Here is a 23881-nt window from a genome sequence, read left to right as displayed (position 1 = left end):
AGGTTGTGCAACAGGCATACCAGCTATAGTTATTGCGGTTTCTTACTAACTTAAAACTTGTAAATCTTTTACATGGTCAAATTTTACACAAATAATTTCTGTTGAAAATGTCCAAACAAAATCGTAGCCTAAGGTTGTTTACAATAGACAAAACCTATAAATAGAATCGAAAATTGACAATAAGATATGGAGAATGAACTAAAACCCATATGGCGTAGGGTGTTCAATTTTAATTGGAAATTTGGACTTTTCTTAATTCTTCTTATCTGTATTCCTCGTTTTGTTTTGGTCTTGCACGGCAATGTTATAGGCAATATGCAATTTGTTGGAATCATGATGCTTATGATGGTGATTGCGCCGTTCGTATTTCTAAGCAAGTATGGCAGAAAAAAATCGGCATCACAAAACCTGCAAATAATCATTGGCTGATTTTTGCTTTGCTTATTGGTATCGTTTTTAGCATTTTACTTTACTTTCTCGTGCAAATATTTTATGGTAATTCTTACGAGAATTGGTACAACTATATAGGAAAATCGTATAACATTCCGCTAGAAATCGACAAAAAAAGCAAGCTTATCATGTTCGGTGTTTCTGCGTTGATCGGAATGACCTTTAGCCCGATAGGCGAAGAACTTTTTTTTAGGGGAATTGTTCATTCAAGTTTTGCAAAATCTTTGGGAAACAGAAAGGCATTTTTAATTGATAGTTCGGCATTCGCTCTTGTTCATATTTCGCATTTCGGACTAATATTCCATAATCAACAATGGCAATTCCTGTTCTTACCCACGCTGATATGGGTGTTGAGTATGTTTGTTATCAGTATTTTATTTTACGTTTGTAGAAAGGTTCAAGCTCTATTTTAGGAGCTATAATATGTCATTCAGCTTTTAATTTGGGAATGACGTTTTGTATATTTTATCCTATGGATTGAAATTAAATAGATGAAAACAAAAACCCCGTGACCTATACTAATCCCATCTTATTAACGAACAAATAAAATGAACCTTAGCTACTGGGAAAAAACATCATGGTTGTCCAATATTGACTTTACGGTGATTGGAAGCGGAATTGTGGGCTTAAACTGTGCAATTCAATTAAAAAAGAGGTATCCGAAATCAACTATTTTGGTTTTGGAGCGAGGTGTTTTACCGCAAGGTGCAAGTACTAAAAATGCAGGTTTCGCCTGTTTTGGTAGTATTTCAGAAATCCTTTCTGATATGAAGTATCATACCGAAGAGGAGCTGGTGAATTTAGTAAGGGATAGATGGGAAGGGATTCTAGCGTTACGTGCCCTATTGGGCGATGCCGCCATTGGCTATGAACAGCAGGGTGGTCATGAACTTTTCTTAGAAAATGAAGGAGAACTATATCAGCGTTGTAGAGAAACCCTCAAGGATATCAATGAACTTTTACGCCCGGTTTTTAAAGGGGATGCTTTTACAAGCACTCCAAACCACTTTAATTTTAAAGGAATTAAAGGGCACTATATTTCTCAGTTCCATGAGGGGCAAATCGATACAGGCCGAATGATGAAGGCATTGTTGCAATTAGCCTTGAACAAAGGGATCACCGTTCTCAATACTACAATGGTAAAATCATTTGAAGATAGTGGTAATAGCGTACAAGTAGCGACCGCTGATTTTGAGTTTCAAACAAAGAAACTACTGATTGCCACCAACGGCTTTACAGCACAATTACTTAAAGAAGCGATAAAGCCTGCAAGGGCACAAGTGCTTATAACCAAACCTATAACGAATCTTAAAATTAAGGGAACGTTTCACTTAGAGGAAGGATATTATTACTTCAGGAATGTTGACGACCGTATTCTCTTGGGTGGTGGTCGAAATCTTGATTTCAAGACCGAGGAGACCGTAGATTTTGGTACTACTTCTTTGGTACAGAATAAGCTTGAGGAGTTATTGCGAACAGTTATTCTTCCGAATACCCCTTTTGAAATTGACTATAGTTGGAGTGGTATTATGGGCGTAGGTTCCCAGAAGAAACCTATTGTAAAACAAATCTCCACGAATATAGCTTGTGGTGTACGTTTAGGGGGTATGGGTATTGCGATCGGTACTACGATCGGCAAACAGTTGGCTGGTTGTTTTAACTAGGAAAACACCTTTTATCCGGTTTTTATAAATCTTGTCTAGAAGACCATTTTTCTCCCGATTTTATTTTTATATTGCTTCGCCCTATAGCTTAAGTCGTCTCTTACCTTACGTAAAAGTTTAATTAGAACAGTAAACTTTAAACGCAGGTAGGTTTAGCGTTGAACACTATATGAAAAAATTAAAAGAACGTTTTTTTACGTCTAAATTTGTTGCCCTGTTTATTTTGATTTGCCTAAGTGGTTGTGGAGCTACTCAAACCCATTATCAAAAGGAATATGCCAAAGTTTGGAAAGAATTGATAAAGACCAAAGCTTGGAAAGAATCCCTGGTGGCCGCTCGTAATAGCACTACCGATGAATTATATGCCAGTGCCGACAATGAGGTTGTTTTAGTGGAAGACTCTAAGATGGAGGCAGGTTTTGAGGATAAGTATCAAAGTTTGGTTTCACGGGCTTATTTTAGGATCATTACAGAAGCCGAAAAAGCCGATGCTAGGATTTCTGCAGAATATAAGTTGCTTCAAGAAGGTGATGTGTCAAGTAGAGAAAGTAAAAAGAAGGTGGCGGAAATCACGAAAAAGTACGAAGCTCACAAGGCGATGTTAAGCGGATTGAAATCGTGGAATATTTTTAGTGAGGACCGTTCTGGAGACCTGAAATATTTTAAGGCAGAAAATGAAGAGGCGGTTCAAAAAATGATGGGCGCGAATGAATCGGAGAATCAAATGGTAAATTATCTTATTTATAAATTGGCAGATCTCTATCACGTTGAAGAAAACTGATTCTTTGAAAGTTTTAAAAGAGGCGGCCCATGCATATTGTGTTCAATTTGTTGAGGAGCGATTAAAACGAGCAAAGCTTCAAATCACCGAGTTGGAACATGCCCTTACTTCTGAAACCAAAAGTAGTGCGGGCGATAAGCATGAAACCGGTAGGGCCATGATCCAATTGGAACGTGAAAAACTGGGCCGGCAATTGGCTGAATTAGAAAAAACACAACAGCTACTTTCTAAAGTGCCAAGAGCCCGAGATACGCAAACGGTCGGTTTAGGAAACCTTGTAATTACCGATGCCTTTAGCTACTATATTGCCATATCTGCAGGGGAGTTCAAACACGAAGGTAAAGCTATCTATTGTATTTCAGCGGCAACGCCTATAGCTCAACTCCTCCTCGGCAAATCAATAGGGCAGGCCTTCACTTTTAATGGAAAAACCACTTCCGTTGTAACAATAGTTTAAAAAGAGTTCTACTATTTTTAGTTATCTTGATGCCATAATATCATTTATTGTATAATTGGTAAAATGGATAAAAAGAAAAAGTTACGGAGTAGCGAGTGGTTTGGCGGGAATGACAAAATGGGTTTTGTCCATAGATCTTGGTTGCGAAATCAAGGCTATCCAGATGATTATTTTGAAGGTAAACCAGTAATTGGCATTTGCAATACTTGGTCAGAACTTACACCCTGCAATGGTCACCTTCGTGATTTTGCGGAGGTGGTTAAAAGGGGGATTTTAGAAGCTGGAGGTTTCCCTTTGGAGTTTCCGGTAATGTCTCTAGGAGAGACGATAATGAAACCGACGACCATGTTGTTTCGTAATCTAGCCAGTATGGATACCGAAGAATCCATTAGGGCCAATCCCTTAGATGGAATCGTTCTTTTGACCGGTTGCGATAAAACGACACCTTCTACCATTATGGGCGCTTGCAGTGTAGATTTACCGACTATTGTTGTGCCTGGTGGTCCCATGCTCAGCGGTCGTTTCAGAGGAGAGAAAATAGGTTCAGGTTCTATGAACTGGATGATAAAAGAACGGCAGGAACTAGAGGGGTATTCGGCTGCCGATATTCGAGAGGCCGAAGTTTGTGTGGCAAGAAGTATCGGGCACTGCAATACCATGGGCACTGCCTCTACCATGGCGACCATGTGTGAAGCATTAGGATTGACCTTACCGGGATTTTCATCGATTCCCGCCGTAGATTCCAGGAAAAAGTTGTTTGCCCAATTATCCGGTAGGCGTATCGTGGAAATGGTGAAGGAAGATTTAAAATTATCCCACATATTGACACGTAACGCCTTTGAAAATGCAATAGTCACCAATGCCGCAGTCGGGGGCTCTACGAATCTTATTATTCATTTAACGGCGATTGCCGGTAGAATCGGGGTTGATCTAAAATTGCAGGATTTTGATACCGTTGGTAGCAAAGTACCCTTATTGGTGAACTTAAAACCTTCAGGTAAATATTTGATGGAAGATTTCTTTTACGCTGGCGGATTGCCCGTGGTCATGAAAGAACTGAAACCATTACTTCACGAAAGAACAATTACAGTGAACGGTAAGTATATCACTGATAACTACGCCAATGAAGTCTGCTATGAACGGGATGTGATTGCCGCGTTGGAAACACCTTTTCAAAAGGAAGCCGGAATTGCGGTTTTAAAAGGGAATTTGTGTGAGAACGGGGCGGTTATAAAACCATCTGCGGCCACGCCTAAACTCATGAAACATAAGGGTAAGGCAGTTGTTTTTGAAAGTATGGAGGATTACCATGAACGGATAGACGACCCGAACCTTGAAATTGACGAGAAAAGTGTTATCGTCCTAAAAGGGGTAGGCCCAAAAGGATATCCCGGTATGCCGGAGGTGGGCAATGTAGACCTTCCTAAAAAACTTCTGGCTAAAGGAATAACAGATGTGGTACGAATTTCCGATGGCCGTATGAGTGGCACTGCCGCAGGTACGGTTATTTTACATGTTTCCCCAGAATCTACTGTAGGTGGAACCTTGGCACTGGTGCAAAATGGAGATATGATAGAACTGGATGTTGAAAAACGTACTTTGCATCTAGATGTGGAGCCTAGCGAGCTTCAAAAACGAAAGGCGGAATGGAAACCACCTAAACCACTAGCCGATCGCGGTTATGTTAAAATGTATATTGAACATGTGGAACAGGCCGATAAAGGGGCAGATTTAGACTTCTTGGTCGGCGGATCTGGTTCAAAGGTAGAACGGGATTTACATTAGATTATGGAGATACTCTATTTAATAATTGCCGTATTCGCTATCATCCTACTGACCACTAAACTAAAGGTTCATGCGTTTTTGGCACTTTTTATCATTTCCATTCTTTATGGCATATTCGCAGGTATGCCTTTTAGCGAAATCATCGTTTCCATTAATGATGGTTTTGGTTCTACGTTGGGCAAAATAGGGTTGATTATCGTTCTTGGGGTCATTATAGGAGCTTTTTTAGAAAATACGGGAGGCGCATTCGCTATTGCGGAAAAGGTGTTGAAGATTATTGGAAGTAAAAGGGTGCCAACCGCCATGGGCATTATTGGATATATCGTTTCCATTCCGGTATTTGCGGATAGTGGTTTTATGCTATTGCACCCGCTGAACAAAAGTCTTTCTAAAAAAGCGAAGATTTCAATTGCCGGTCCGGCAATAGCCTTGGGGTTAGGGTTGATGGCTTCGCATACGATGGTACCTCCTACCCCTGGACCTATTGCCGCCGCCGGAATTTTAAATGCCGATTTAGGATTGGTCATCGCATTCGGGTTTCCCATTAGTATAATTGCATTGATTGTAGGAATTATATTCGCCAAGAAATATGCATCTAAAACCAACATAGAACCTATGTTGGAAGATGCTTTGGAAGCGGAAAAGGAAATTCAAGATCCACCCAGTGCCCTAAAATCATCGATTCCTATTCTAGTTCCTATTCTGCTAATTGTTTTAAAATCGGTATTAAACCCTGCAAGAACCGGATTCGATAACAGTTTTGTAGAATTTATAAGTTTTGTAGGTGAACCGGTTATTTCCTTATTGATCGGGATTATGCTCTGCCTACTTTTACCGAAGAAGTTAAATTATGATATGTTGTCGTCTTCCGGTTGGGTAGGAAAGGCGATTAAAGATGCGGCCTCTATTATTTTGATTACGGGTGCTGGCGGAATTTTTGGTAAAATTCTTCAAAATTCTGGTATCGCTGATATTTTGGGTCAGACCTTGACCGAATATAATATGGGGATATTTTTACCTTTTGTTTTGGCCGCTGCCATAAAAACCGCCCAAGGCTCATCCACAGTAGCATTGGTAACAACGGCCTCTATCATAATGCCTATGATGGCACCTCTAGGCTTTGATAGCGAAGTTCAAAAGGCTTTGGTCGTAATCGTTATTGGAGCGGGATCTGCAGTCGTTTCCCACGCGAACGATAGCTTTTTCTGGGTAGTTACCCAAATGAGTGGTATGAACGTAAAAACTGGGTATCGACTCTTCAGTTTGGGAAGTGGGATACTTGGCCTTACTGGCGCCATCGCTGTATTTGTTTTTTATTCCATTTTCGCATAATAGTTGCTGAAATTGAATACCGAAAATGACATGGATGATTCCTTAAAGTCCAAATTTTTGGATAGGATTCGATCGAAAATTAAATTTCGGGTCTGCCTCGGTTCGCTTTTTTAAGGGATGCCCTTTTTTTGGATTGAAGCCGCTTTTCTATAGAGGAGCGTGTGGGCTTGCTCTTTTTTCTTTTTTTAGGAACGATAAGCGCTGTTTTAAGTAACGTCAAAAGTCGCTTGATGACCAATTCTTTGTTCTTGTGTTGACTTCGAGATTCATCACACTGCAATAGTAAAACACCGTCTTTGGTCAATTTATTTTCCAGTTTGAGAAGGATTCGTTTTTGCTCCCGTTCCGTAAATCCGCTGGAAACGTTTACATCAAAGAAAAGTTCCACTTTTGAAGAAACCTTATTGGCATGTTGCCCTCCTGGACCACTACTTCTTATGGCCTTGAATTGTAACTCTGTCAGAATTTGGTCTTGGTTCAAAATTGGGTTTTGAACAAAAGTAATCAAAAACAAATGTTCCTGCTTTTCCTAAAAAAAGCAGGAACATGTATAAAGCTAATCGTCTTGTTAATTGCCTACATTATAGGTAAAAGAATCATGGTAAAAACCACAACGGCCAATATAAAATGTACTTTTCTCATCTCATTAATTTAATGATTCGAAGCATTAACGTAATGAATTGAATATTAGTTTGTTCTGTAATGATTTTTTCGATGAATGGTATACAGGCACTACCTAATGCTATTATTCTGATTGTACCGAAGCCGCTTCCTGTATGCGTTGGTTGATCGTTTCAATGGCAACGTTTAAAAAAACCTCTTTTCCCTTTGGGAATAATTTATCGGCATTAAAAAAGATGGTTTCCTCCTCTGGACCCACACTTTCAGTTAAATAATGACTTCCCATAGGATAAGCCTTTTTTACCGTTACCTGTAATCCAGATGAGGGCGAGACCCTAAACTCATGTGCATAGACAATGATTTTTCTTTTGGTGTTCGCATACGTCTTGAGAACATCGATCGAAATCATACTTGCTTCGCCGAAAAGCGAGGCTACATATAATGTTTTTGGATTTCTATACAACTCCATGGGTCTTGCCCTGGCGATAATTTTTTTATCCCGAAGTACTACGGCACGATCCGCAAACGGTAAAACGTCATTAACATCATGTGTAGCGATCAAGGTCGTTATTCTATTTTCCTTTAAATAATTGAAAACATTTCTTCTCAAACTATTTTTTAGAAAGTTGTCGATATGACCAAAAGGTTCGTCTAACAGTAGTACCTCGGGCTTTTGGGCCAAGACCCTTGCCAAGGCAACCCGTTGTTGTTGTCCGCCACTCAAAGTCTTTACTTTTTTATCGGCGAATTCGGTGAGCTCGATCATTTCTAAAAGCTCTTGGGTACGTTCTTTGAGTTCTTCCGGAAAAAAAACAGAAAGGTACTGGCTAATATTTTCGGACACCGTGATAAAGGGCATCAGATCAAAATCCTGTGAAAGGTATTTCATGAATTTGGGCCCGGGAACAAGGTTGTAGGCCGGTCCTAAAATAGGTTCGTCTTCCCAATAAATTTCCCCTTGTTCTAAATCCATCAATCCGTAAAGGAGCTTTAGCAAGGTGCTTTTTCCGCATCCACTTTCACCAATAATGGCAACATGTTCTCCCCGTTGGATCCGCAGATTAAGGGAGTCTAACACTTGAAGCTGCTCATAGGAAAAAGAAACATTTTCTACTCGTAACATGGGCCATTCTTTGAATTGGAAAATTGAAAAATCCGCTCTTAACAGAAACGGATTTTTCGATAATTTATTGATTGTGAATAGGTTTTACTCTTTAAATTCTTTTAAAACTGATTGATTGGGCAGTTTTGTATAACCCATATTGTAAAGGGTGAACCCAAAAATATCTGCATATTGTTCTATGGTTTTACTGACAGGGGTACCGGCACCATGACCTGCATTGGTCTCGATGCGGATCAAAGTCGGGTTGTCACCGGCCTGTTTCTCCTGAAGTTCTGCGGCGAACTTAAAACTATGGGCAGGTACTACGCGATCATCATGATCCCCCGTAGTCACCAAAGTTGCTGGGTAAGTCGTTCCTTCTTTAACGTTATGCACAGGGGAATATCCTTTTAGGTACTCGAACATTTCTTTATTGTCTTCTGCCGTGCCATAATCATAGGCCCATCCCGCACCGGCGGTGAAGGTATGGTAACGTAGCATATCCATAACTCCAACCGCGGGCAATGCCACTTGCATTAAATCTGGGCGTTGGGTCATCGTGGCACCTACCAGAAGCCCACCATTAGACCCTCCCCGAATGGCCAAATATTTTTTAGAAGTGTATTTGTTTTCAATGAGATATTCTGCCGCAGCTATAAAATCGTCGAACACATTTTGCTTCTTGGTTTTAATGCCCGCATCATGCCATTTTTTACCATATTCTCCACCTCCACGTAAGTTGGGCACCGCATAAATTCCACCCTGTTCCATCCAGACTGCATTGGTAATACTGAACGATGGGGTAAGACTGATATTAAAGCCTCCGTAACCGTATAGAATCGTAGGATTTTTACCGTTGAGTTCAATGCCTTTTTTATAGGTGATGATCATCGGTATTTTGCTGCCATCTTTAGAAGTATAGAATACCTGTTTCGATTCATAATCTGATGGGTCAAAATCAATTTCAGGTTTCCAGTATAATTCATAATTACCGGTTTCTACATCATATTTAAAAATAGAACCGGGCGTATTGTAATTGGTAAATGAAAAGTAAAACTCCTTATCTTCTTTTTCACCTCCAAATCCGCTTGCGGTTCCAACTCCAGGAAGTTTAACTTCTCGCACTAAGTTTCCATCATAATCATATTGTAATACTTTTGAAATGGCATCAACCATGTATTCTGTAAAGAAATACCCGCCACCGGTACTTGGACTGAGTACATTTTCGGTCTCAGGAATAAAATCTACCCAATGCTCTGGTTCGGGGTGATTGGCATCTACCGTCACAACTTTTTTGTTCGGTGCATTCCTATCGGTTACGATATACAGTTTAGACCCAACGTTTTCTAGTATATAATTATCAGAATCGGTGTCTTCTACAATAGGAATTAGGAGTCCGTTAGGGTCTTCAAGGTCTTTTATGAATAGTTTGTTACCAGAAGTAGATACCGATGCACTGATAACTAAATACCTATTATCTTCTGTAACACTTGCACCCACATACCGATGTTTTTCCAACGGAGTGCCACCGTAGATTAATTGGTCATTTTTTTGAGGAGTCCCTAATTTGTGATAATATACCTTGTGCTGGTCCGTCTTCGCAGAAAGCTCACTACCCTTTGGTTTGTCGTAGCTGGAATAATAAAACCCCTCGTTTCCTTTCCATGAAACACCACTGAATTTTATATCAACCAAAGTATCCTCTTTGATTTCTTTTGTTTCAGCATCTAGGACAATTGCCTTACGCCAATCACTGCCCCCTTCTGAGATCAAATAGGAGGCTAGGGAACCATCTTTTGTAAAGGTTAACCCTGCCAATGAAGTTGTACCATCCTCTGAAAAGGTATTGGGATCAAGAAACACCTCTGGTTCAGCATCATCTTTGGCGCGGTAAACGACATATTGATTCTGTAGGCCATCATTTTTATAAAAATAGGTATAATCGCCATGTTTGCGAGGAGAACCTAATTTTTCATAATTCCATAATTGCTCCAAGCGTTTCTTAAGATCGTTTCGAAAAGGAATGTTTTCCAAATAACCGAAGGTAGTTTTGTTCTGGGCTTTTACCCAAGCTTCAGTTGCTTCGCTTCGGTCATCTTCAAGCCAGCGATAGGGGTCCTTAACTTCGGTTCCAAAATAGGTGTCTACGGTATCAACTTTTGCGGTTTGGGGATAATTCACGGGTATAGCTTCTGGTTTAGATTCGTTTTTACAGGAAGAGAATAAGATAATGGCCAAAAGGCTGGGCAGTAGTTTTTTCATGGCTTTTTTGGTTTTTGCACGAAAATACCATAAAAAAACCTTCAAAACAGTGTTGTTTTGAAGGTTTTAACGTTCTAACAGATGGTTTTACACCAGTCCGTTCTCCACTAAATATTCTGAAATTTGAACTGCATTGGTTGCAGCCCCTTTTCTTAGATTATCTGCTACGACCCACATATTCAAGGTGTTTGGTTGGGTTTCATCCCTACGCAAGCGACCAACGAAAACCTCATCTTTGTCATGCGCATAAATGGGCATAGGATAGGTATTGGTATCGGGATTATCCTGAACGGTTACACCGGTCATATCGTTCAATAATTGACGGACTTCACTGAGTTCAAAATCGTTTTCAAATTCTACGTTTACAGATTCTGAATGTCCGCCCGCAGTGGGTATCCTAACCGCGGTTGCACTAACCGAAAACGAACGGTCGTCCAATATTTTTTGGGGCTCACGGGCCAATTTCATTTCTTCTTTGGTATACCCATTTTCCAAGAAGACATCACAATGAGGTAAAGCATTTCTACCGATGGGATAAGGATAGGCCATTTCCCCTTCTATTCCCGCAATTTCATTTTCCAATTGTTTTACCGCTTTTACGCCTGTACCTGAAACGGATTGGTAGGTAGAAACTACCACGCGTTTCATCTTGTATTTTTTATGTAGGGGATAAAGTGCCATGACCAATTGTATGGTAGAACAATTTGGATTGGCTATGATTTTGTCCGATGCGGTCAATTCATGGGCGTTGATTTCAGGAACCACCAATTTTTTAGTGGGATCCATGCGCCAAGCAGAAGAATTATCGACTACCGTAGTTCCTACTTCGGCAAATTTGGGAGCCCATTCAAGGGAAGTGTCTCCACCGGCGGAAAATATGGCAATATGGGGTTTAGCGGCAACCGCATCCGCCAATCCTATAACGGTATATTCCTTGTCTTTGTAGGTCATTTTTTTACCTACGGAACGTTCAGAGGCGACCAATAGCAATTCTGTTAAAGGAAAATTGCGTTCTGCCAATACTTTCAACATTACCTCGCCGACCATTCCTGTGGCACCTACTACAGCTACTTTCATTATTTTAGGTGTTAAAATTTGAGTTGCAAAAATAACCATACAAATGGTGTTTGCAATAAAACTTAAAGAGAATAATTAAAATATAACAAAAAGTTACAAAAATAACAAGCTGTTTTTTTAATGGGGACTTAAAAAAGAACCGCCAAAACCCGTTTAGCGAACAGGTTGGCGGCTTTGGTTGAAATTTACTTTAGTAGTGAGCGGTTCTCCTAGACAGGAGTATTACTTTTTCTTCAGTTCGTCTCTTATTTGCATCAACAACTCTTCGGTAGTAGGTCCTTTCGGGGCATCTTCCTTCGGAGCTGGTGGAGTTTTGGTTTTGTTATAAGCTTTAACGATAACGAACAATACAAAGCCCACGATCACAAGATTGATGATGGCATTGACCCATTTACCATACATAATGGCATTTTCTGGTTTTGTCACTTCTCCATCAGCTCCTACGATTGCTTCTGACAATACAATTTTCATATCGGCAAAATCTATCCCGCCACTAAAATGACCTACAATTGGCATCATAATATCGGTCACAAATCCGTTAACGACCATGCCCATAGCGCCAGCTAATAATACCGCTACCGATAAATCGATAACGTTGCCTGTCATTATGAAATTCTTGAATTCTTTTAACATGTTGCAGTGTTTTAATTATGGTTAATGGTCAAATGTAGGAAAAAATAATATTCCTTAATAAAATGTTAAGTAAATCGATTAGTTTTTGATTACTCTGCTTATCCGTTGCGATAATCCTGTTAGTAATTCATAAGAAATGGTATTTGCCGTTTCTGAAAATTCAGATGCCGGTAAACCTTTTCCAAAAATGATAACTTCGTCGCCTTCTTCACATTCTATCCCAGTAACATCAACCATAATCATGTCCATACACACATTTCCAATAATGGGAGCCTTATGGCCATTTATGCTAACGTAGGTTTTTCCATGGCCATATTCCCTACCTATACCATCGGCATGACCAAGGGGTAATGTGGCGGTAATGGTTTCTTTGTCCGATTTATATTTTCGATTATACCCAACCGTTTCCCCGGCTTTTATAAAATGCTTTTGTGCGATAATCGTCTTTAAGGTTCCAATAGGTTTCAATTCGTTATCTACATCGCTGTCGTTTCCATAACCATATAATCCAATCCCGCTTCGCACCATATCATACTGTGCCTGTGGATAATTAATAATGCCCGAGGTATTCAATACATGTTTGAGCGGAGCCGGTTTGAACAAAGCATCCACTTCTTTGCAAATAACCTCAAAACGCTGTAGTTGTGTTAAAGTAAATTCGGTTTCCTCTAAATCTTCGGTAGCTGCCAAATGGGACATCACGGCTCTAACGGTGATGGCTTTTTGATTCGTGATGATTTTGGAAATTTCTCTTAACTCATTGGCTTCAAAGCCCAATCTGTTTAAACCTGTGTTGAATTTTAAATGAACCGGGTAATGGTGTATACCCATTTCTTGGGCCACGGAAACAAAACCGGTTAAAATGGCTTTTGAATAAATACTAGGTTCAAGAGAATGTTCGATCAATGTTCTAAAATGTACTTTCTGCGGATGAAGCACCAGTATAGGTTTGGTGATACCTGCGTTTCTAAGTGCTACACCTTCGTTTACATAAGCTACGGCAAAATAGTCTACATCCATATTTTGGAGGCACAACGCAATGGCTTGAGCATCGCTTCCGTAAGCATAAGCCTTAACAACGGCCATGAATTTCGTTTCAGGTTTAATTTTGGAACGCAAATAATGGTAATTATGCGCCAATGCCTGTAAGTCGATTTCTAAAGTAGTTTCTGTTACCCTAGACATCTTTATTTTTTCTGACAGCATCAATTTCCTCCGATTTTACATCCATGGTTTTCACTCGTTCCTTTAGCATGGCTTTATAAAAAGCACCACGGCTCAGCGGTTCATACTCCCCGGTTTCGCCCAACATCACTAATTTGTCGTTTGTTGATTTTCTAAAACTATAATTGGCAAGATTGCCGGTACGCGTGCAAATGGCGTGTACTTTGGTCACATACTCTGCAGTGGCCATAAGGGCGGGCATAGGTCCGAAGGGCTTACCTTTAAAATCCATATCCAGTCCCGCTACAATAACCCTGATCCCCTTGTTGGCCAGGTCATTACATACGGTTACGATTTCATCATCGAAAAATTGGGCCTCATCTATTCCAATAACATCGCAGGTATCGGCAAGAATACGAATGTTGGCGGCGGCTGGTACCGGGGTAGACCGTATTTCATTGGCATCATGTGATACCACCATTTCATCGTCATACCGTGTATCTACCATTGGTTTGAATATCTCAACATTCAATTTGGCAAATTGGGCACGTTTTAGCCTGCGGATCAACTCTTCTGTCTTTCCAGAAAACATGGAGCCGGCTATGACCTCTATCCAGCCGAATTGTTCTTTATGATTAACCGTGTTTTCAAGAAACATTTTGTAATTTTAGACGAAAATAAGGGGTTTTCTTTTATTATTTAAGAATGATAAAGTTATTAAAAAAAGCTACCTTCTAGGTGTTGACCTTAAAATTTGTACGATGAAGAGAAAGTTGAAACAGGAGTTGAGAAAGTTATCTACGGATATCCTTACCGCGGACAATTTAGACGATATAGCTGGGTTATATGAAGTTTCTAAAAACCTGTACGAAAAATTGGCGGTACTAAAGTTCATTGAGGTAGAGCTTCATGATATGGAAATAGATGTTTCCAAGAATGCGATTGCGGCGAAATTCGAAGAAATGGCAAATGCAGTGTTGCGTTCCAATAAAACGGTTCCCGAGAACAATCCACATGATGAAGATATCATGACCCCGGGCATGGATACCATAAGGGATATGGTTTCTGAAATGCCTAATAACGAACAATTGGAAGATGTGTTGGCCGAGTTTATGGCCACCCCGAATTTTTTGAAAAATGACAAGGAATTGTTTCAGCCTTCAAATGAAGATTTGTCCAAGACAGATGTGTTGCCAAAATCCTTGAACGACCGTTTGGGAAGAAGTAATATTAAGGTCGATCTCAATAATCGGTTGGCATTTGTGAAGCATTTGTTTAAGAATAATATGGAAGATTATAATCGGGTGTTGTCACAGTTAAATACTATTGATACCGAAGAGCGATCTATTGCCTTCATTAAAAACATGGTAAAGCCAGATTACAACAATTGGGAAGGAAAAGAAGAATACGAAGAGCGTTTTATGGAAGTGGTAGCGCGTAGATTCTCATAACCAAAAGAAATATAATAGAACGTACCCAACACTTGTGTTGGGTTTTTTACTTTAAAAATAATGGGAAAGCTTTATTTGGTTCCGACCCCGATCGGCAATTTAGAGGATATGACCTTGCGGGCCATACGCATTCTTAAAGAGGCAGACCTGATTCTTGCCGAGGATACCCGTACTAGCGGAAAGTTATTACAGCATTTTGAAGTTGTCACACCCATGAAAAGCTACCATATGCACAATGAGCATAACATGGTAGATTATTTGATTGGCCGTTTAAAGAATGGTGAGGATATGGCGTTGATTTCCGATGCTGGGACACCCGCCATTTCTGATCCCGGATTCTTATTGACCCGCGCCTGTATAGAAAATAGCATCGAAGTAGATTGTTTGCCGGGGGCAACTGCCTTTGTTCCGGCTTTGGTCAACAGCGGCCTGCCGAACGATAAATTCATTTTTGAGGGATTTTTACCGGTAAAGAAAGGAAGACAGACCCGCTTGAAACTTTTAGCCGAAGAAACCAGAACGATTATTTTTTACGAATCTCCCCATAAACTCGTTAAGACGTTGGGCAATTTTGTGGAATACTTTGGGGCCGATAGGCCCGTCTCGGTTTCTCGCGAATTGACAAAACTTTATGAAGAAACCGTTCGGGGTACTGCTGAAGAAGTTTTAAAACATTTTACGGAAAAACCACCGAAAGGGGAAATCGTAATCATCGTAGGAGGAAAAAATAATAAGCAATGACCACTAGAACATTTAAGGACAAGTTGAAAACGGAGCCTAAGAACATCACTTTTTTCGAGACGATGACTGTCATAGAATCAAATTATAAATTTACGCCAACTGCATTTACCAATGGAGAATTGAAAAATGAGGCCGGTCAAAATTCTGGATCCTGCAAAGTTTTTGCTTTTGCCTTAAAGGAAGGTTTGACCAAAGAAGAAACCTTGGCCTGTTTTGGGGCCTATTATTTTGATGAGGTATTGCAGCAACCGAATGGTAGCGGACATCAGAATATCAGAAATTTTATGAATACCGGTTTTGAGGGTTTGTCTTTTGACGGCGAAGCTTTGAATAAATAAGGGATGCTGCGAATATAACTTTGTGCTGCCATAGATTATATAAATGTTCTTTGAACGCGTATGTTAATAGGATGTTGGATAGACTTTTTTCTGATTTTATAAATTATCTTTGACGACTTGTTGAAGGAATGAAAAAGGTATTACCCATATTTTTTACCGTATTATACCTTGTGGCCATGGTAAAGCCTATCATGCCCATAGTTGAGTTCGTAATCAACAAAGATTATATCGTTGAGTTTTTGTGTATCAACAAAGATAAACCGATGCTTAATTGTGATGGTAAGTGTTATTTGGCCAAAATGATACAAAAAGAGCAGAAAGACCGTCATCAGAATTTACCTTCTGCCGATTTAAGGGATTACCCTATTGGATTCGTTCAAATTTTCGATTTCGATTTCTCTACCGTAGAACCGTCTAAACACGTTATTTTATCGTTTCAACATTTAACGACACGACAGTTCTTACCTCGTATTTTTCACCCACCCAATTGTTGAACACATATAGGTAAAGTGTAAACCGTACCACCTGTCTAAGGAGGTATGCGTTCGCGTTGCGCTATACTTTCCTTTTTGGCTCTAATTTAGCCAAAATGGCACTCGTACCGTTTGTTTAATTTTCACCCTAATTAGATTAAGAATAGTTGGGGTATTACTATCATTTACTATTTAAAAACATCATGAAATCAATATATAATTTTATTTTATCCGTAGTAGTTATAGCCAGTGTCGTTAGTTGTAACGATGACGATGACACAACCAAACTTACCGGAGAAGGTTCAGTCAAACTTACGTTTGACAATAGCTTTGGATCAGACGATTTGGTTTTAGGAACCGCCAATGTTGCCAACTCTCAAGGAGAAATACTCACCGTCGACAGGTTGAATTATATCGTAAGTAACTTTAAGCTAACTGATGATATGGGGAATTCGTTTACCTATCCAAAAAACGACAGTTATTTTATTACCAGCGAAGAGACGGGAAATACAGATGTAGTTCTAGAGAATATACCGGCAGGAACTTATGTTTCTGTAACCTTCGGAATAGGTGTAGATCAAGAAAAATACTTGCAAGGTGCCGAGGCACAAGGCAATATTTTAACACAGGCAGAAGCATCTGACATGATGTGGTCATGGCAGGCGGGATATAAATTTTTAAATTTTGAGGGGACTTTTACATCTGCAACCGTAACCGAAGCCACAAATTTTAAAATTCATATGGGCAGTCATGGTTCTAGCCTTGATAATTATAAGGAAGTAACCCTAAGTTTAGGCACAGATGCTTTGGTAAGTGATGAAATGGCACCCATAATACATTTAGTGGCAGATGCGAAAGCTATTTTAGATGGGGCCAATAAACTTGCCCTTTCAGAACAGGCCGTTATCATGGTCAGTGAAGAAAAATCACCTAAAATAGCACTGAACACGGCAAGTATGTTTAGAGTCGACCATGTTCATAATGGTTCAGGTGAAACACATTGATTCATTTTTGGGTCGGTCATTTCTAGACCGGCCCAATTTTCATTAAAGACATACAAATGAAACATATAAGCTGGGCACTACTGCCCTTGTTTTTGGTTGCGTGTAGTTCTGGTCATGACACCTACCTATCTTATAAGGACAATACCTTATTGCAAGTTGAGGTGCCTTCTAATTTTCCTGAACTTGCCTACGCTATCGAGACCAACCCACCGACTCAATTTGGATTTGAATTGGGGAAAAAGCTTTTTTACGACGGTAGATTATCTTCCAATGGATTTATTTCCTGTGGGTTCTGTCATGAACAACGCTTTGCCTTTACCCATCATGGGCATCAATTTAGTCACGGGGTAAACGACCTTGAAGGTACCCGTAATGCACCAATGATCGCTAATATGGCCTTTTTTAAGGAATTCACCTGGGATGGTGCGACCTCTAATTTAGATTTGTTCCCGATCATTCCCATTACTAATGAGGTAGAAATGGCAGAGACCATGACCAATGTACTTTCTAAAATAAAGGCAGATACTGACTATCAAAAACAGTTTGAAATTGCGTTTGAAGAAGGGGGCGTCAATACTGAGAATTTTTTAAAGGCACTCTCTCAATTTATGGTAATGATGGTTTCCTCCAATTCAAAATATGACAAATACGTGCGCAAAGAAGAAGGTGTTCAATTTACAGAAAAAGAAGCTTTTGGTCTATCTATCTTTCAGCAAAAATGCGCTTCATGTCATGCCACCGATTTGTTCAGCGATGGTAGCTTTCGAAACAATGGTCTTCCGCCAAATCAGAAATTGAACGATTTAGGAAGGGCACATGTAAGCGGCAGGCCGACTGATAATTATAAGTTTAAGGTGCCGAGTTTAAGAAATGTGGCACTAACGGCACCGTATATGCACGATGGTAGATTTGGAAGTTTGGCATCTGTACTAAACTTCTATACCAATGGTGTCGTAGATTCTCCTACCCTAGACCCACTTTTAAAAACAGAGGGAGATCTGGGTATTTTTTTGAGCGTTGAGGAGAAAGAAGGCATTCTGGCTTTTTTGGAAACTTTGACTGATAATGAATTTCTTACTAATGAACGATTTGCAGAATTTTAAAACGATGAAAAACTATATATTAATACTGGTAACACTTTTAATAACCGTTGCTTTACGCGCCAACGACGACCCTATAAAATCTTTTCCCTGTATTTGGAAACACACCTCATACGAAGACTTATGTGATACGTGTGGCTGTGGAGGCAACGGAGGTAGCATGGGGTTTGGCACGGGGCTCAATAACAATTTTATTGGGCTGCGTTATATTGCTCAAAAGTATCGCTCTAGAGATGGTATTTTTGAAAACTCTCCATGGATAAACGAAAATTTCAACACAGTACAATTGTGGGCGAAAATTCCGGTTTCGAATAGGGTTGTCATCAACGCATTGTTGCCGTATCATGCTCACAATAGAACTTTTGCCGATAATACGGAGCAGAAAATCAATGGTATCGGAGATGCGACCGTACTGGCATATTACAACCTACTGAAACCATTGCCCGATAGTATCATATCGATTAAGCCGAAGCATGCCCTGCAAATAGGTGGAGGGCTGAAAGTACCAACCGGTAATTTTGAAGCTGCCAATAATGAAGGCAGTGTAAACCCTAGTTTTCAGTTAGGTACCGGTAGTTGGGACTATTTATTGGCGGCGAATTACGGATTGACCCATAGAAATTGGGGAATTTCGGCAATGCTGAACTATACGGTCAAAACGGAAAACAGTGCCAAATATCAATTTGGGAACCAACTTAATGTAACCATTAACACGTTTAAGACCTATTACGCATCGAACTTCGCCTTTACACCGCAGATAGGCATAGGAGCGGAATATTATGACCAAAACAAGGAGTTCGGTTTAACGGTGAACGATACGGGTGGAGACGTTGCTTTTGCAAGATTTGGTTTGGAGACCACCTTTAAGAGATATGCCCTTGGGGTTTCGAGTATGCTACCCTTGGCGCAGCACCTAAACGACGGTAAAGTAGAGGTTAAAAATCGGTTTTCGGTATATTTGAACATTAACATTTGATATTGTGAGGGGCGGAGGAATCTGCTGGTTTGTTGCTAAACGGCAGCTTGCTTCGTTGCCCTTGTAATTAAAGACAAGGAGAATTGGATGCAACAGTTAGTGTCGGAAATACGAAATTGTGAAGTTTGTAAGGCATATTTGCCCTTAGGGCCGCGACCGATAGTTTCAGGCACTATAAATTCTAAAATCATATTGGTGAGTCAGGCACCGGGCAGAAAGGCCCATGACCATAATAAAGCCTGGGATGACCCAAGTGGTAAAAAACTACGGGAGTGGTTAGGGGTTTCTGATGACGTATTTTTTAATCCAGATAATTTTGCGGTTTTGCCCATGGGTTTTTGTTATCCGGGAAAGGGAAAAACAGGCGATTTACCTCCTCGAAAAGAATGTGCGCCGTTATGGCATCCAAAGGTATGGGAAGCGTTCACGAATGTAAAATTGATTATTTTAATTGGGAAATATGCGCAAGAACAATATTTAGCAAAGGACAGCAAAAAGAACCTGACCGAGAACGTAAGGCACTATCGAGATTTCTTGCCTAGGTATTTTCCCTTACCCCATCCTTCGCCGGTCAACCATTTTTGGAGGGATAAAAATCCTTGGTTTGAAGCGGAGGTTGTGGGGGAGTTGCAGAATTTAGTAGCTGAGATTTTATAACGTCATTGCGAGCGAAGGGAAGTAATCCGTTTGTTTTATTTTAGAATTTAATTTCCCCTAACATACCACCTGTTGCGCAAAAAGAGTCAAGAATAAATGAGACAGAAAATTTCTAATATCCTATTGTATGGGAAAATAAAAAATATGGTAAGGATAAGCATGACAGGGAGAACATCGCAAAAAATCATCAAACGAAATGTTTTGTAGATATACCTTAAACTGAATTTCAGTAATTTCAAATTTCATTTGAACAGATAGTACATGCATAGTCCAATAAAATTGTACAAATACTGTCTGAGGCTATTCGAAATTTTATCATCCATAATAAAAAGAGCGATGACGCAAATTAATATGAGTAGTGATGCCATTACATCTTTGAAATTTTCAACGAAAAATCCTTCCGTTTTTTTGATTTTTATAAATGTAAAAATGCCTTTTGTAAATTGGTGTAACAGTAAGAGTTAACAACAATTATATAGGTTCGAATCGAAACTTTTTTCAAAATTAATTTTTAGAAAGTTGAAAAAAATTCCTAGAATTGAATAGGGCTAAGGATCTCATGAAAAGAAGTAGAATGTTTCTTATGGGTATGAGAAGCTAAAACAAAAATTGTCATCAAGAGTTTATAACCATCCTATTTCCTTATAAACAAGAAACGAATGGACTGCTTCGTGCCTCACAATTAAGTTTGGAAATTCTTCCTTAAGAATTAAGAGAGAATTTCCAATATCTTTCAGTTCATAAAAAGATAGGTGCTATTCTAAAAAGCGCGGGGGCCATGGCTTTCATCAGGCATCAATTTATCGTACTTTTATCCTTCACAAGAAAACAATTCGTATGAGCACAATAAATCATATCACAACGAAATGGCTGGGGAACATGACCTTTGAAAGTAACAATACCTCGGGGCAAAGTTTTAAGATAGATATTGCCAAAGAAGATGGGGGAGATGGTAGTGGTTTACGACCAAAATCCTTGATGCTCTCAGCTTTGGCCGGTTGTTCGGGTTTAGATGTAGCCGGACTTATTAAAAAAATGAAGTTGGAAGTCGATGAATTTCATATTGAGACCATCGCAAACCTAACCGATGAGCACCCAAAGTTCTATGATAAGGTGGTTGTAGAATATCATTTTCATGGAAGCAATTTAGATGAGAAAAAGCTACAACGAGCCATTGATTTGTCCGTCGAGAAGTATTGTGGCGTTATGGAAATGTTCAGGCAATTTGCGGAGTTGGAGGTAAAGACGGTGTTTCATAAGAAATAGACAAACACAAATACAAATTCAAAAATCAAATTCAAGGATATGAATAAACCATTCAATTTGGAGGATAGATTGGTTGAATTTCCGGCTAATACGGCTTTGTTTTGTAAAACGATTCCATTGGATTTCACTGGTCAGTATTACGGTAATCAGCTTTTGAGGTCTGGAGGAAGCTCTGCATTGAATTTTTGAGAGGCACAAGGGACAAATTCCAATAAAGACTATATTAATAAGGCATCAATCAGTTTTAAAGAATTAAAGGAATCTAGGGTTAACCTGAAAATATTAAGCAAAGTGAACTACGGCGATACCTCAAAAAGGGCACAACTGTTGGATGAAGCGGAACAATTGATAAGGATTTTAGCCACAATAATTAAAAACAAAAAGTAGAGCAATTCATTTGAATTTGAACTTGACTCTTGACTTAGAATCTGTACTTTAAACCATGCGCTGGACCATTAAACCAAAACCCGAACAAAAAGATATCGACTTCTTGGCGAATGCACTAGGGGTCGATGCTTTGGTGGCGCAATTACTGTTGCAAAGGGGGATTTCCACATTTGAAGAGGCCAAACAATTCTTTAGACCGCGGTTGAGTGATCTTCATGATCCTTTTTTGATGAAGGATATGGATGTTGCTGTAAGGAGAATAGAGGACGCCATAGCCAAGGGTGAGAACATTTTGGTGTTTGGTGATTATGATGTCGATGGCACTACGGCCGTCGCTTTAGTCTCATCTTACCTGTTAAGTTACTACCCCAATGTGGCTACCTATATTCCGGATCGCTATGACGAGGGCTACGGCGTATCGTATAAGGGAATCGATTTTGCGGAGGATAATGGATTTTCCTTAATCATAGCATTGGACTGTGGTGTGAAGGCTGTCGATAAGGTTGCGTATGCAAAAGAGAAGGGCATCGATTTTATCATTTGTGACCACCACCGACCAGGAAATACACTTCCCAATGCGGTAGCGGTTTTAGACCCAAAACGTGAAGATTGCACTTATCCTTATGATGAATTATGTGGGTGTGGCGTAGGTTTTAAGCTGATTCAGGCTTTAGGGTCGCATCGGGGTGAGACGATTGCCGATTTTACGGAATATCTTGATTTAGTAGCTACTGCGATTGGGGCGGACATTGTTCCGATAACCGGTGAGAATAGAATATTGGCATTTTATGGCCTGCAGGTTATCAATCAGCGGCCTAGAATCGGTTTTAAGGCGATTATCGATCAGATCAATAAAACAGAATTGACCATTACCGATGTAGTGTTCATTATCGCCCCACGGATCAATGCTGCGGGACGGATGAAACACGGTCAGCATGCCGTAAATCTATTGACCGAAACCAATATGGACCAAGCAGTGAAATTTGCGTCGGAAATCGAAAAATTCAATTCGGATAGAAGAGGTTTGGATCAAGAGATTACCCAAGAGGCGTTGGTGCAAATTCAAGAAAACGAAGAAGAGGAAGGATTTACTTCCGTGGTATATAAAGATTCTTGGCATAAAGGGGTTATCGGTATCGTAGCCTCAAGATTGACCGAAACATATTACCGACCAACGTTGGTATTCACGAAGAGTGGAGATAAATTGGCAGCATCTGCACGATCGGTGAAAGGCTTTGATGTGTACAATGCACTTGAACGATGTTCAGATTATATAGAACAGTTCGGCGGGCATAAATATGCCGCAGGACTCACATTATTGGAGGAGCAATACCACAATTTTAAACATCAGTTCGAAAAAGTGGTGAAAGAAAGTATTGACCCACAATTGCTGCAACCGGAAATAACGGTAGACAGTACGATTGAACTTAAGGACATCACCCCTAAATTAATGCGGATTATCCGCCAGTTCGCACCTTTTGGTCCGGGGAACATGACACCCGTATTTATGGCTGAAAATCTACAAGATACCGGCTACGCTAAAGGCGTAGGGGCCAACGCGGCCCATCTTAAGGTTTCCGTGGTACAACAAGACAGCCATAAAATAGACGGAATAGGCTTTAATATGGGCGATAAGTTGCCCATGGTAATAGGACGTAAAACCTTTAATGCCGTGTTTTCTTTGGATGAGAACGAATGGCAGGGTAATGTAAACCTACAACTGAAATTAAGGGACATTAAATGAACATCGAACATCTAGCGATTTGGGTAAACAATCTGGAAAAATGCGTATCTTCTATGGAACTTATTGTGGGACTCAAGCTGGCGATTGATAGGGGAAGATCCTAAAGAAACTCAATCAATTCAACACTTCGTACTTTTTGAGTTTTAGGTGGATGTCGCTTAGAATTAATGTATAATCCTGAAATCGCCATAAAATTGATGCATCAAAAGGAATGGATTCGTACTTTTTATTTTGCACTATCCGTCGGGCCAGAAGAAAAAGTAAATTCGATGACCGAAAGCTTAAGAACTGATGGGTTCAAGCTTATTGGAGAACCAAGAACCACTGGCTGTGGTTATTATGAAAGAGTGGTTCTGAATCCTGAGTGGAATCAAATATAAATTACTATCTAAAAAGGGGTCTCAAACCATTGGTTA

Annotated in this window: 26 protein-coding genes and 1 pseudogene; 20 read left to right on the top strand and 7 right to left on the bottom strand. The window is 39.9% G+C overall.

The window, feature by feature from the left end; translation table 11 throughout:
- Positions 1 to 186 precede the first annotated feature (186 nt).
- From ACNR9Q_RS02820 to ACNR9Q_RS02790, 7 genes are all read left to right on the top strand, one after another.
- Positions 187 to 429 (top strand): hypothetical protein, encoded by a 243-nt coding sequence (locus ACNR9Q_RS02820; RefSeq protein WP_419213082.1) that lies wholly within the window; start codon positions 187 to 189, stop codon positions 427 to 429.
- Between the two features lie 50 nt (positions 430 to 479).
- Positions 480 to 863, top strand: a complete 384-nt coding sequence (locus ACNR9Q_RS02815) for a CPBP family intramembrane glutamic endopeptidase (protein ID WP_419213081.1) — start codon at positions 480 to 482, stop codon at positions 861 to 863.
- 135 nt (positions 864 to 998) lie between these two features.
- The gene (locus ACNR9Q_RS02810) at positions 999 to 2114 is read left to right on the top strand and encodes an NAD(P)/FAD-dependent oxidoreductase (protein ID WP_419213080.1); all 1116 of its coding nucleotides are present in this window, start codon (positions 999 to 1001) and stop codon (positions 2112 to 2114) included.
- A 169-nt stretch (positions 2115 to 2283) separates the two neighbouring features.
- A complete protein-coding gene (locus ACNR9Q_RS02805; RefSeq protein WP_419213079.1) occupies positions 2284 to 2895 on the top strand; it encodes a hypothetical protein in 612 nt (203 codons plus the stop codon).
- Positions 2896 to 2899: 4 nt separating this feature from the next.
- A complete protein-coding gene (locus tag ACNR9Q_RS02800; RefSeq protein ID WP_419213078.1) occupies positions 2900 to 3352 on the top strand; it encodes a 3-oxoacyl-ACP synthase in 453 nt (150 codons plus the stop codon).
- Positions 3353 to 3415: 63 nt separating this feature from the next.
- On the top strand, positions 3416 to 5137 hold the full coding sequence (locus ACNR9Q_RS02795) for an IlvD/Edd family dehydratase (protein WP_419213077.1): 1722 nt from the start codon (positions 3416 to 3418) through the stop codon (positions 5135 to 5137).
- Between the two features lie 3 nt (positions 5138 to 5140).
- On the top strand, positions 5141 to 6469 hold the full coding sequence (locus ACNR9Q_RS02790; protein ID WP_419213076.1) for a GntP family permease: 1329 nt from the start codon (positions 5141 to 5143) through the stop codon (positions 6467 to 6469).
- 79 nt (positions 6470 to 6548) lie between these two features.
- On the opposite strand, the gene arfB is transcribed toward ACNR9Q_RS02790, so the two are convergent.
- From arfB to ACNR9Q_RS02755, 7 genes are all read right to left on the bottom strand, one after another.
- Positions 6549 to 6950 (bottom strand): alternative ribosome rescue aminoacyl-tRNA hydrolase ArfB, encoded by a 402-nt coding sequence (gene arfB / locus ACNR9Q_RS02785; RefSeq protein WP_419213075.1) that lies wholly within the window; start codon positions 6948 to 6950, stop codon positions 6549 to 6551.
- Between the two features lie 264 nt (positions 6951 to 7214).
- Positions 7215 to 8213 carry an ABC transporter ATP-binding protein gene (locus tag ACNR9Q_RS02780; protein ID WP_419213074.1) on the bottom strand — a complete coding sequence of 333 codons (999 nt, stop codon included), beginning with the start codon at positions 8211 to 8213 and terminating at the stop codon, positions 7215 to 7217.
- Positions 8214 to 8297: 84 nt separating this feature from the next.
- Positions 8298 to 10454 carry a prolyl oligopeptidase family serine peptidase gene (locus ACNR9Q_RS02775; protein ID WP_419213073.1) on the bottom strand — a complete coding sequence of 719 codons (2157 nt, stop codon included), beginning with the start codon at positions 10452 to 10454 and terminating at the stop codon, positions 8298 to 8300.
- Positions 10455 to 10541: 87 nt separating this feature from the next.
- Positions 10542 to 11531, bottom strand: coding sequence for an aspartate-semialdehyde dehydrogenase (locus ACNR9Q_RS02770; RefSeq protein ID WP_419213072.1), 990 nt, complete (start codon positions 11529 to 11531; stop codon positions 10542 to 10544).
- A gap of 222 nt (positions 11532 to 11753) precedes the next feature.
- Positions 11754 to 12164, bottom strand: a complete 411-nt coding sequence (mscL, locus tag ACNR9Q_RS02765) for a large conductance mechanosensitive channel protein MscL (RefSeq protein WP_419213071.1) — start codon at positions 12162 to 12164, stop codon at positions 11754 to 11756.
- A gap of 78 nt (positions 12165 to 12242) precedes the next feature.
- The gene (alr, locus tag ACNR9Q_RS02760; protein WP_419213070.1) at positions 12243 to 13349 is read right to left on the bottom strand and encodes an alanine racemase; all 1107 of its coding nucleotides are present in this window, start codon (positions 13347 to 13349) and stop codon (positions 12243 to 12245) included.
- Positions 13342 to 13986, bottom strand: coding sequence for a thymidine kinase (locus ACNR9Q_RS02755; protein ID WP_419213069.1), 645 nt, complete (start codon positions 13984 to 13986; stop codon positions 13342 to 13344). Before ACNR9Q_RS02755 ends, alr begins: the two co-directional genes overlap by 8 nt.
- A 103-nt stretch (positions 13987 to 14089) precedes the next feature.
- Between ACNR9Q_RS02755 and ACNR9Q_RS02750 the strand changes: the two genes are divergently transcribed.
- The 13 genes and pseudogenes from ACNR9Q_RS02750 (at position 14090) to ACNR9Q_RS02690 (ending at position 23845) form a co-directional block, all read left to right on the top strand.
- Positions 14090 to 14779 (top strand): hypothetical protein, encoded by a 690-nt coding sequence (locus tag ACNR9Q_RS02750; protein ID WP_419213067.1) that lies wholly within the window; start codon positions 14090 to 14092, stop codon positions 14777 to 14779.
- Positions 14780 to 14839: 60 nt separating this feature from the next.
- The gene (gene rsmI, locus ACNR9Q_RS02745) at positions 14840 to 15520 is read left to right on the top strand and encodes a 16S rRNA (cytidine(1402)-2'-O)-methyltransferase (RefSeq protein ID WP_419213066.1); all 681 of its coding nucleotides are present in this window, start codon (positions 14840 to 14842) and stop codon (positions 15518 to 15520) included.
- Positions 15517 to 15858: a HopJ type III effector protein gene (locus tag ACNR9Q_RS02740; RefSeq protein WP_419213065.1), complete on the top strand. Its 342-nt coding sequence runs from the start codon at positions 15517 to 15519 to the stop codon at positions 15856 to 15858. Before rsmI ends, ACNR9Q_RS02740 begins: the two co-directional genes overlap by 4 nt.
- 128 nt (positions 15859 to 15986) lie before the next feature.
- On the top strand, positions 15987 to 16352 hold the full coding sequence (locus ACNR9Q_RS02735) for a hypothetical protein (protein ID WP_419213064.1): 366 nt from the start codon (positions 15987 to 15989) through the stop codon (positions 16350 to 16352).
- A gap of 182 nt (positions 16353 to 16534) precedes the next feature.
- Positions 16535 to 17335 carry an MbnP family protein gene (locus ACNR9Q_RS02730; protein WP_419213063.1) on the top strand — a complete coding sequence of 267 codons (801 nt, stop codon included), beginning with the start codon at positions 16535 to 16537 and terminating at the stop codon, positions 17333 to 17335.
- A 56-nt stretch (positions 17336 to 17391) separates the two neighbouring features.
- On the top strand, positions 17392 to 18438 hold the full coding sequence (locus tag ACNR9Q_RS02725; protein ID WP_419213062.1) for a cytochrome-c peroxidase: 1047 nt from the start codon (positions 17392 to 17394) through the stop codon (positions 18436 to 18438).
- A gap of 4 nt (positions 18439 to 18442) precedes the next feature.
- On the top strand, positions 18443 to 19411 hold the full coding sequence (locus ACNR9Q_RS02720; RefSeq protein ID WP_419213060.1) for a transporter: 969 nt from the start codon (positions 18443 to 18445) through the stop codon (positions 19409 to 19411).
- An 87-nt stretch (positions 19412 to 19498) separates the two neighbouring features.
- Positions 19499 to 20068: a uracil-DNA glycosylase family protein gene (locus ACNR9Q_RS02715; RefSeq protein WP_419213059.1), complete on the top strand. Its 570-nt coding sequence runs from the start codon at positions 19499 to 19501 to the stop codon at positions 20066 to 20068.
- Between the two features lie 837 nt (positions 20069 to 20905).
- Positions 20906 to 21334 carry an OsmC family protein gene (locus ACNR9Q_RS02710; RefSeq protein WP_419213058.1) on the top strand — a complete coding sequence of 143 codons (429 nt, stop codon included), beginning with the start codon at positions 20906 to 20908 and terminating at the stop codon, positions 21332 to 21334.
- Between the two features lie 39 nt (positions 21335 to 21373).
- Positions 21374 to 21523, top strand: coding sequence for a hypothetical protein (locus tag ACNR9Q_RS02705; protein WP_419213057.1), 150 nt, complete (start codon positions 21374 to 21376; stop codon positions 21521 to 21523).
- Positions 21524 to 21535: 12 nt separating this feature from the next.
- Positions 21536 to 21721 (top strand): annotated as a pseudogene (locus tag ACNR9Q_RS02700) (four helix bundle protein); the annotation flags it as partial.
- Between the two features lie 55 nt (positions 21722 to 21776).
- Complete coding sequence (gene recJ, locus ACNR9Q_RS02695) at positions 21777 to 23465, top strand: single-stranded-DNA-specific exonuclease RecJ (protein ID WP_419213056.1); 1689 nt, start codon at positions 21777 to 21779, stop codon at positions 23463 to 23465.
- Positions 23466 to 23632: 167 nt separating this feature from the next.
- Positions 23633 to 23845, top strand: coding sequence for a hypothetical protein (locus ACNR9Q_RS02690; RefSeq protein ID WP_419213055.1), 213 nt, complete (start codon positions 23633 to 23635; stop codon positions 23843 to 23845).
- Positions 23846 to 23881 lie beyond the last annotated feature (36 nt).

The organism is Maribacter sp. X9, assembly GCF_048537565.1.
Taxonomy (GTDB): domain Bacteria; phylum Bacteroidota; class Bacteroidia; order Flavobacteriales; family Flavobacteriaceae; genus Maribacter.
Note: the sequence above shows the minus strand (reverse complement) of the source record. Positions and strands in the feature narration are given on the sequence as shown.

What these genes read in the sequence shown, in the direction of transcription:
- ACNR9Q_RS02780 (WP_419213074.1), bottom strand. Translation starts at nt 8,213, where the DNA reads ATGTTACGAGTAGAAAATGTTTCTTTTTCCTATGAGCAGCTTCAAGTG.
- mscL (WP_419213071.1), bottom strand. Translation starts at nt 12,164, where the DNA reads ATGTTAAAAGAATTCAAGAATTTCATAATGACAGGCAACGTTATCGAT.
- ACNR9Q_RS02690 (WP_419213055.1), top strand. Translation starts at nt 23,633, where the DNA reads ATGTATAATCCTGAAATCGCCATAAAATTGATGCATCAAAAGGAATGG.
- ACNR9Q_RS02755 (WP_419213069.1), bottom strand. Translation starts at nt 13,986, where the DNA reads ATGTTTCTTGAAAACACGGTTAATCATAAAGAACAATTCGGCTGGATA.
- ACNR9Q_RS02715 (WP_419213059.1), top strand. Translation starts at nt 19,499, where the DNA reads ATGCAACAGTTAGTGTCGGAAATACGAAATTGTGAAGTTTGTAAGGCA.
- ACNR9Q_RS02740 (WP_419213065.1), top strand. Translation starts at nt 15,517, where the DNA reads ATGACCACTAGAACATTTAAGGACAAGTTGAAAACGGAGCCTAAGAAC.
- ACNR9Q_RS02820 (WP_419213082.1), top strand. Translation starts at nt 187, where the DNA reads ATGGAGAATGAACTAAAACCCATATGGCGTAGGGTGTTCAATTTTAAT.
- ACNR9Q_RS02730 (WP_419213063.1), top strand. Translation starts at nt 16,535, where the DNA reads ATGAAATCAATATATAATTTTATTTTATCCGTAGTAGTTATAGCCAGT.
- ACNR9Q_RS02735 (WP_419213064.1), top strand. Translation starts at nt 15,987, where the DNA reads ATGAAAAAGGTATTACCCATATTTTTTACCGTATTATACCTTGTGGCC.
- ACNR9Q_RS02710 (WP_419213058.1), top strand. Translation starts at nt 20,906, where the DNA reads ATGAGCACAATAAATCATATCACAACGAAATGGCTGGGGAACATGACC.
- recJ (WP_419213056.1), top strand. Translation starts at nt 21,777, where the DNA reads ATGCGCTGGACCATTAAACCAAAACCCGAACAAAAAGATATCGACTTC.
- ACNR9Q_RS02720 (WP_419213060.1), top strand. Translation starts at nt 18,443, where the DNA reads ATGAAAAACTATATATTAATACTGGTAACACTTTTAATAACCGTTGCT.
- ACNR9Q_RS02790 (WP_419213076.1), top strand. Translation starts at nt 5,141, where the DNA reads ATGGAGATACTCTATTTAATAATTGCCGTATTCGCTATCATCCTACTG.
- ACNR9Q_RS02750 (WP_419213067.1), top strand. Translation starts at nt 14,090, where the DNA reads ATGAAGAGAAAGTTGAAACAGGAGTTGAGAAAGTTATCTACGGATATC.
- alr (WP_419213070.1), bottom strand. Translation starts at nt 13,349, where the DNA reads ATGTCTAGGGTAACAGAAACTACTTTAGAAATCGACTTACAGGCATTG.
- rsmI (WP_419213066.1), top strand. Translation starts at nt 14,840, where the DNA reads ATGGGAAAGCTTTATTTGGTTCCGACCCCGATCGGCAATTTAGAGGAT.
- ACNR9Q_RS02810 (WP_419213080.1), top strand. Translation starts at nt 999, where the DNA reads ATGAACCTTAGCTACTGGGAAAAAACATCATGGTTGTCCAATATTGAC.
- ACNR9Q_RS02770 (WP_419213072.1), bottom strand. Translation starts at nt 11,531, where the DNA reads ATGAAAGTAGCTGTAGTAGGTGCCACAGGAATGGTCGGCGAGGTAATG.
- ACNR9Q_RS02805 (WP_419213079.1), top strand. Translation starts at nt 2,284, where the DNA reads ATGAAAAAATTAAAAGAACGTTTTTTTACGTCTAAATTTGTTGCCCTG.
- ACNR9Q_RS02725 (WP_419213062.1), top strand. Translation starts at nt 17,392, where the DNA reads ATGAAACATATAAGCTGGGCACTACTGCCCTTGTTTTTGGTTGCGTGT.
- ACNR9Q_RS02705 (WP_419213057.1), top strand. Translation starts at nt 21,374, where the DNA reads ATGAATAAACCATTCAATTTGGAGGATAGATTGGTTGAATTTCCGGCT.
- ACNR9Q_RS02775 (WP_419213073.1), bottom strand. Translation starts at nt 10,454, where the DNA reads ATGAAAAAACTACTGCCCAGCCTTTTGGCCATTATCTTATTCTCTTCC.
- ACNR9Q_RS02795 (WP_419213077.1), top strand. Translation starts at nt 3,416, where the DNA reads ATGGATAAAAAGAAAAAGTTACGGAGTAGCGAGTGGTTTGGCGGGAAT.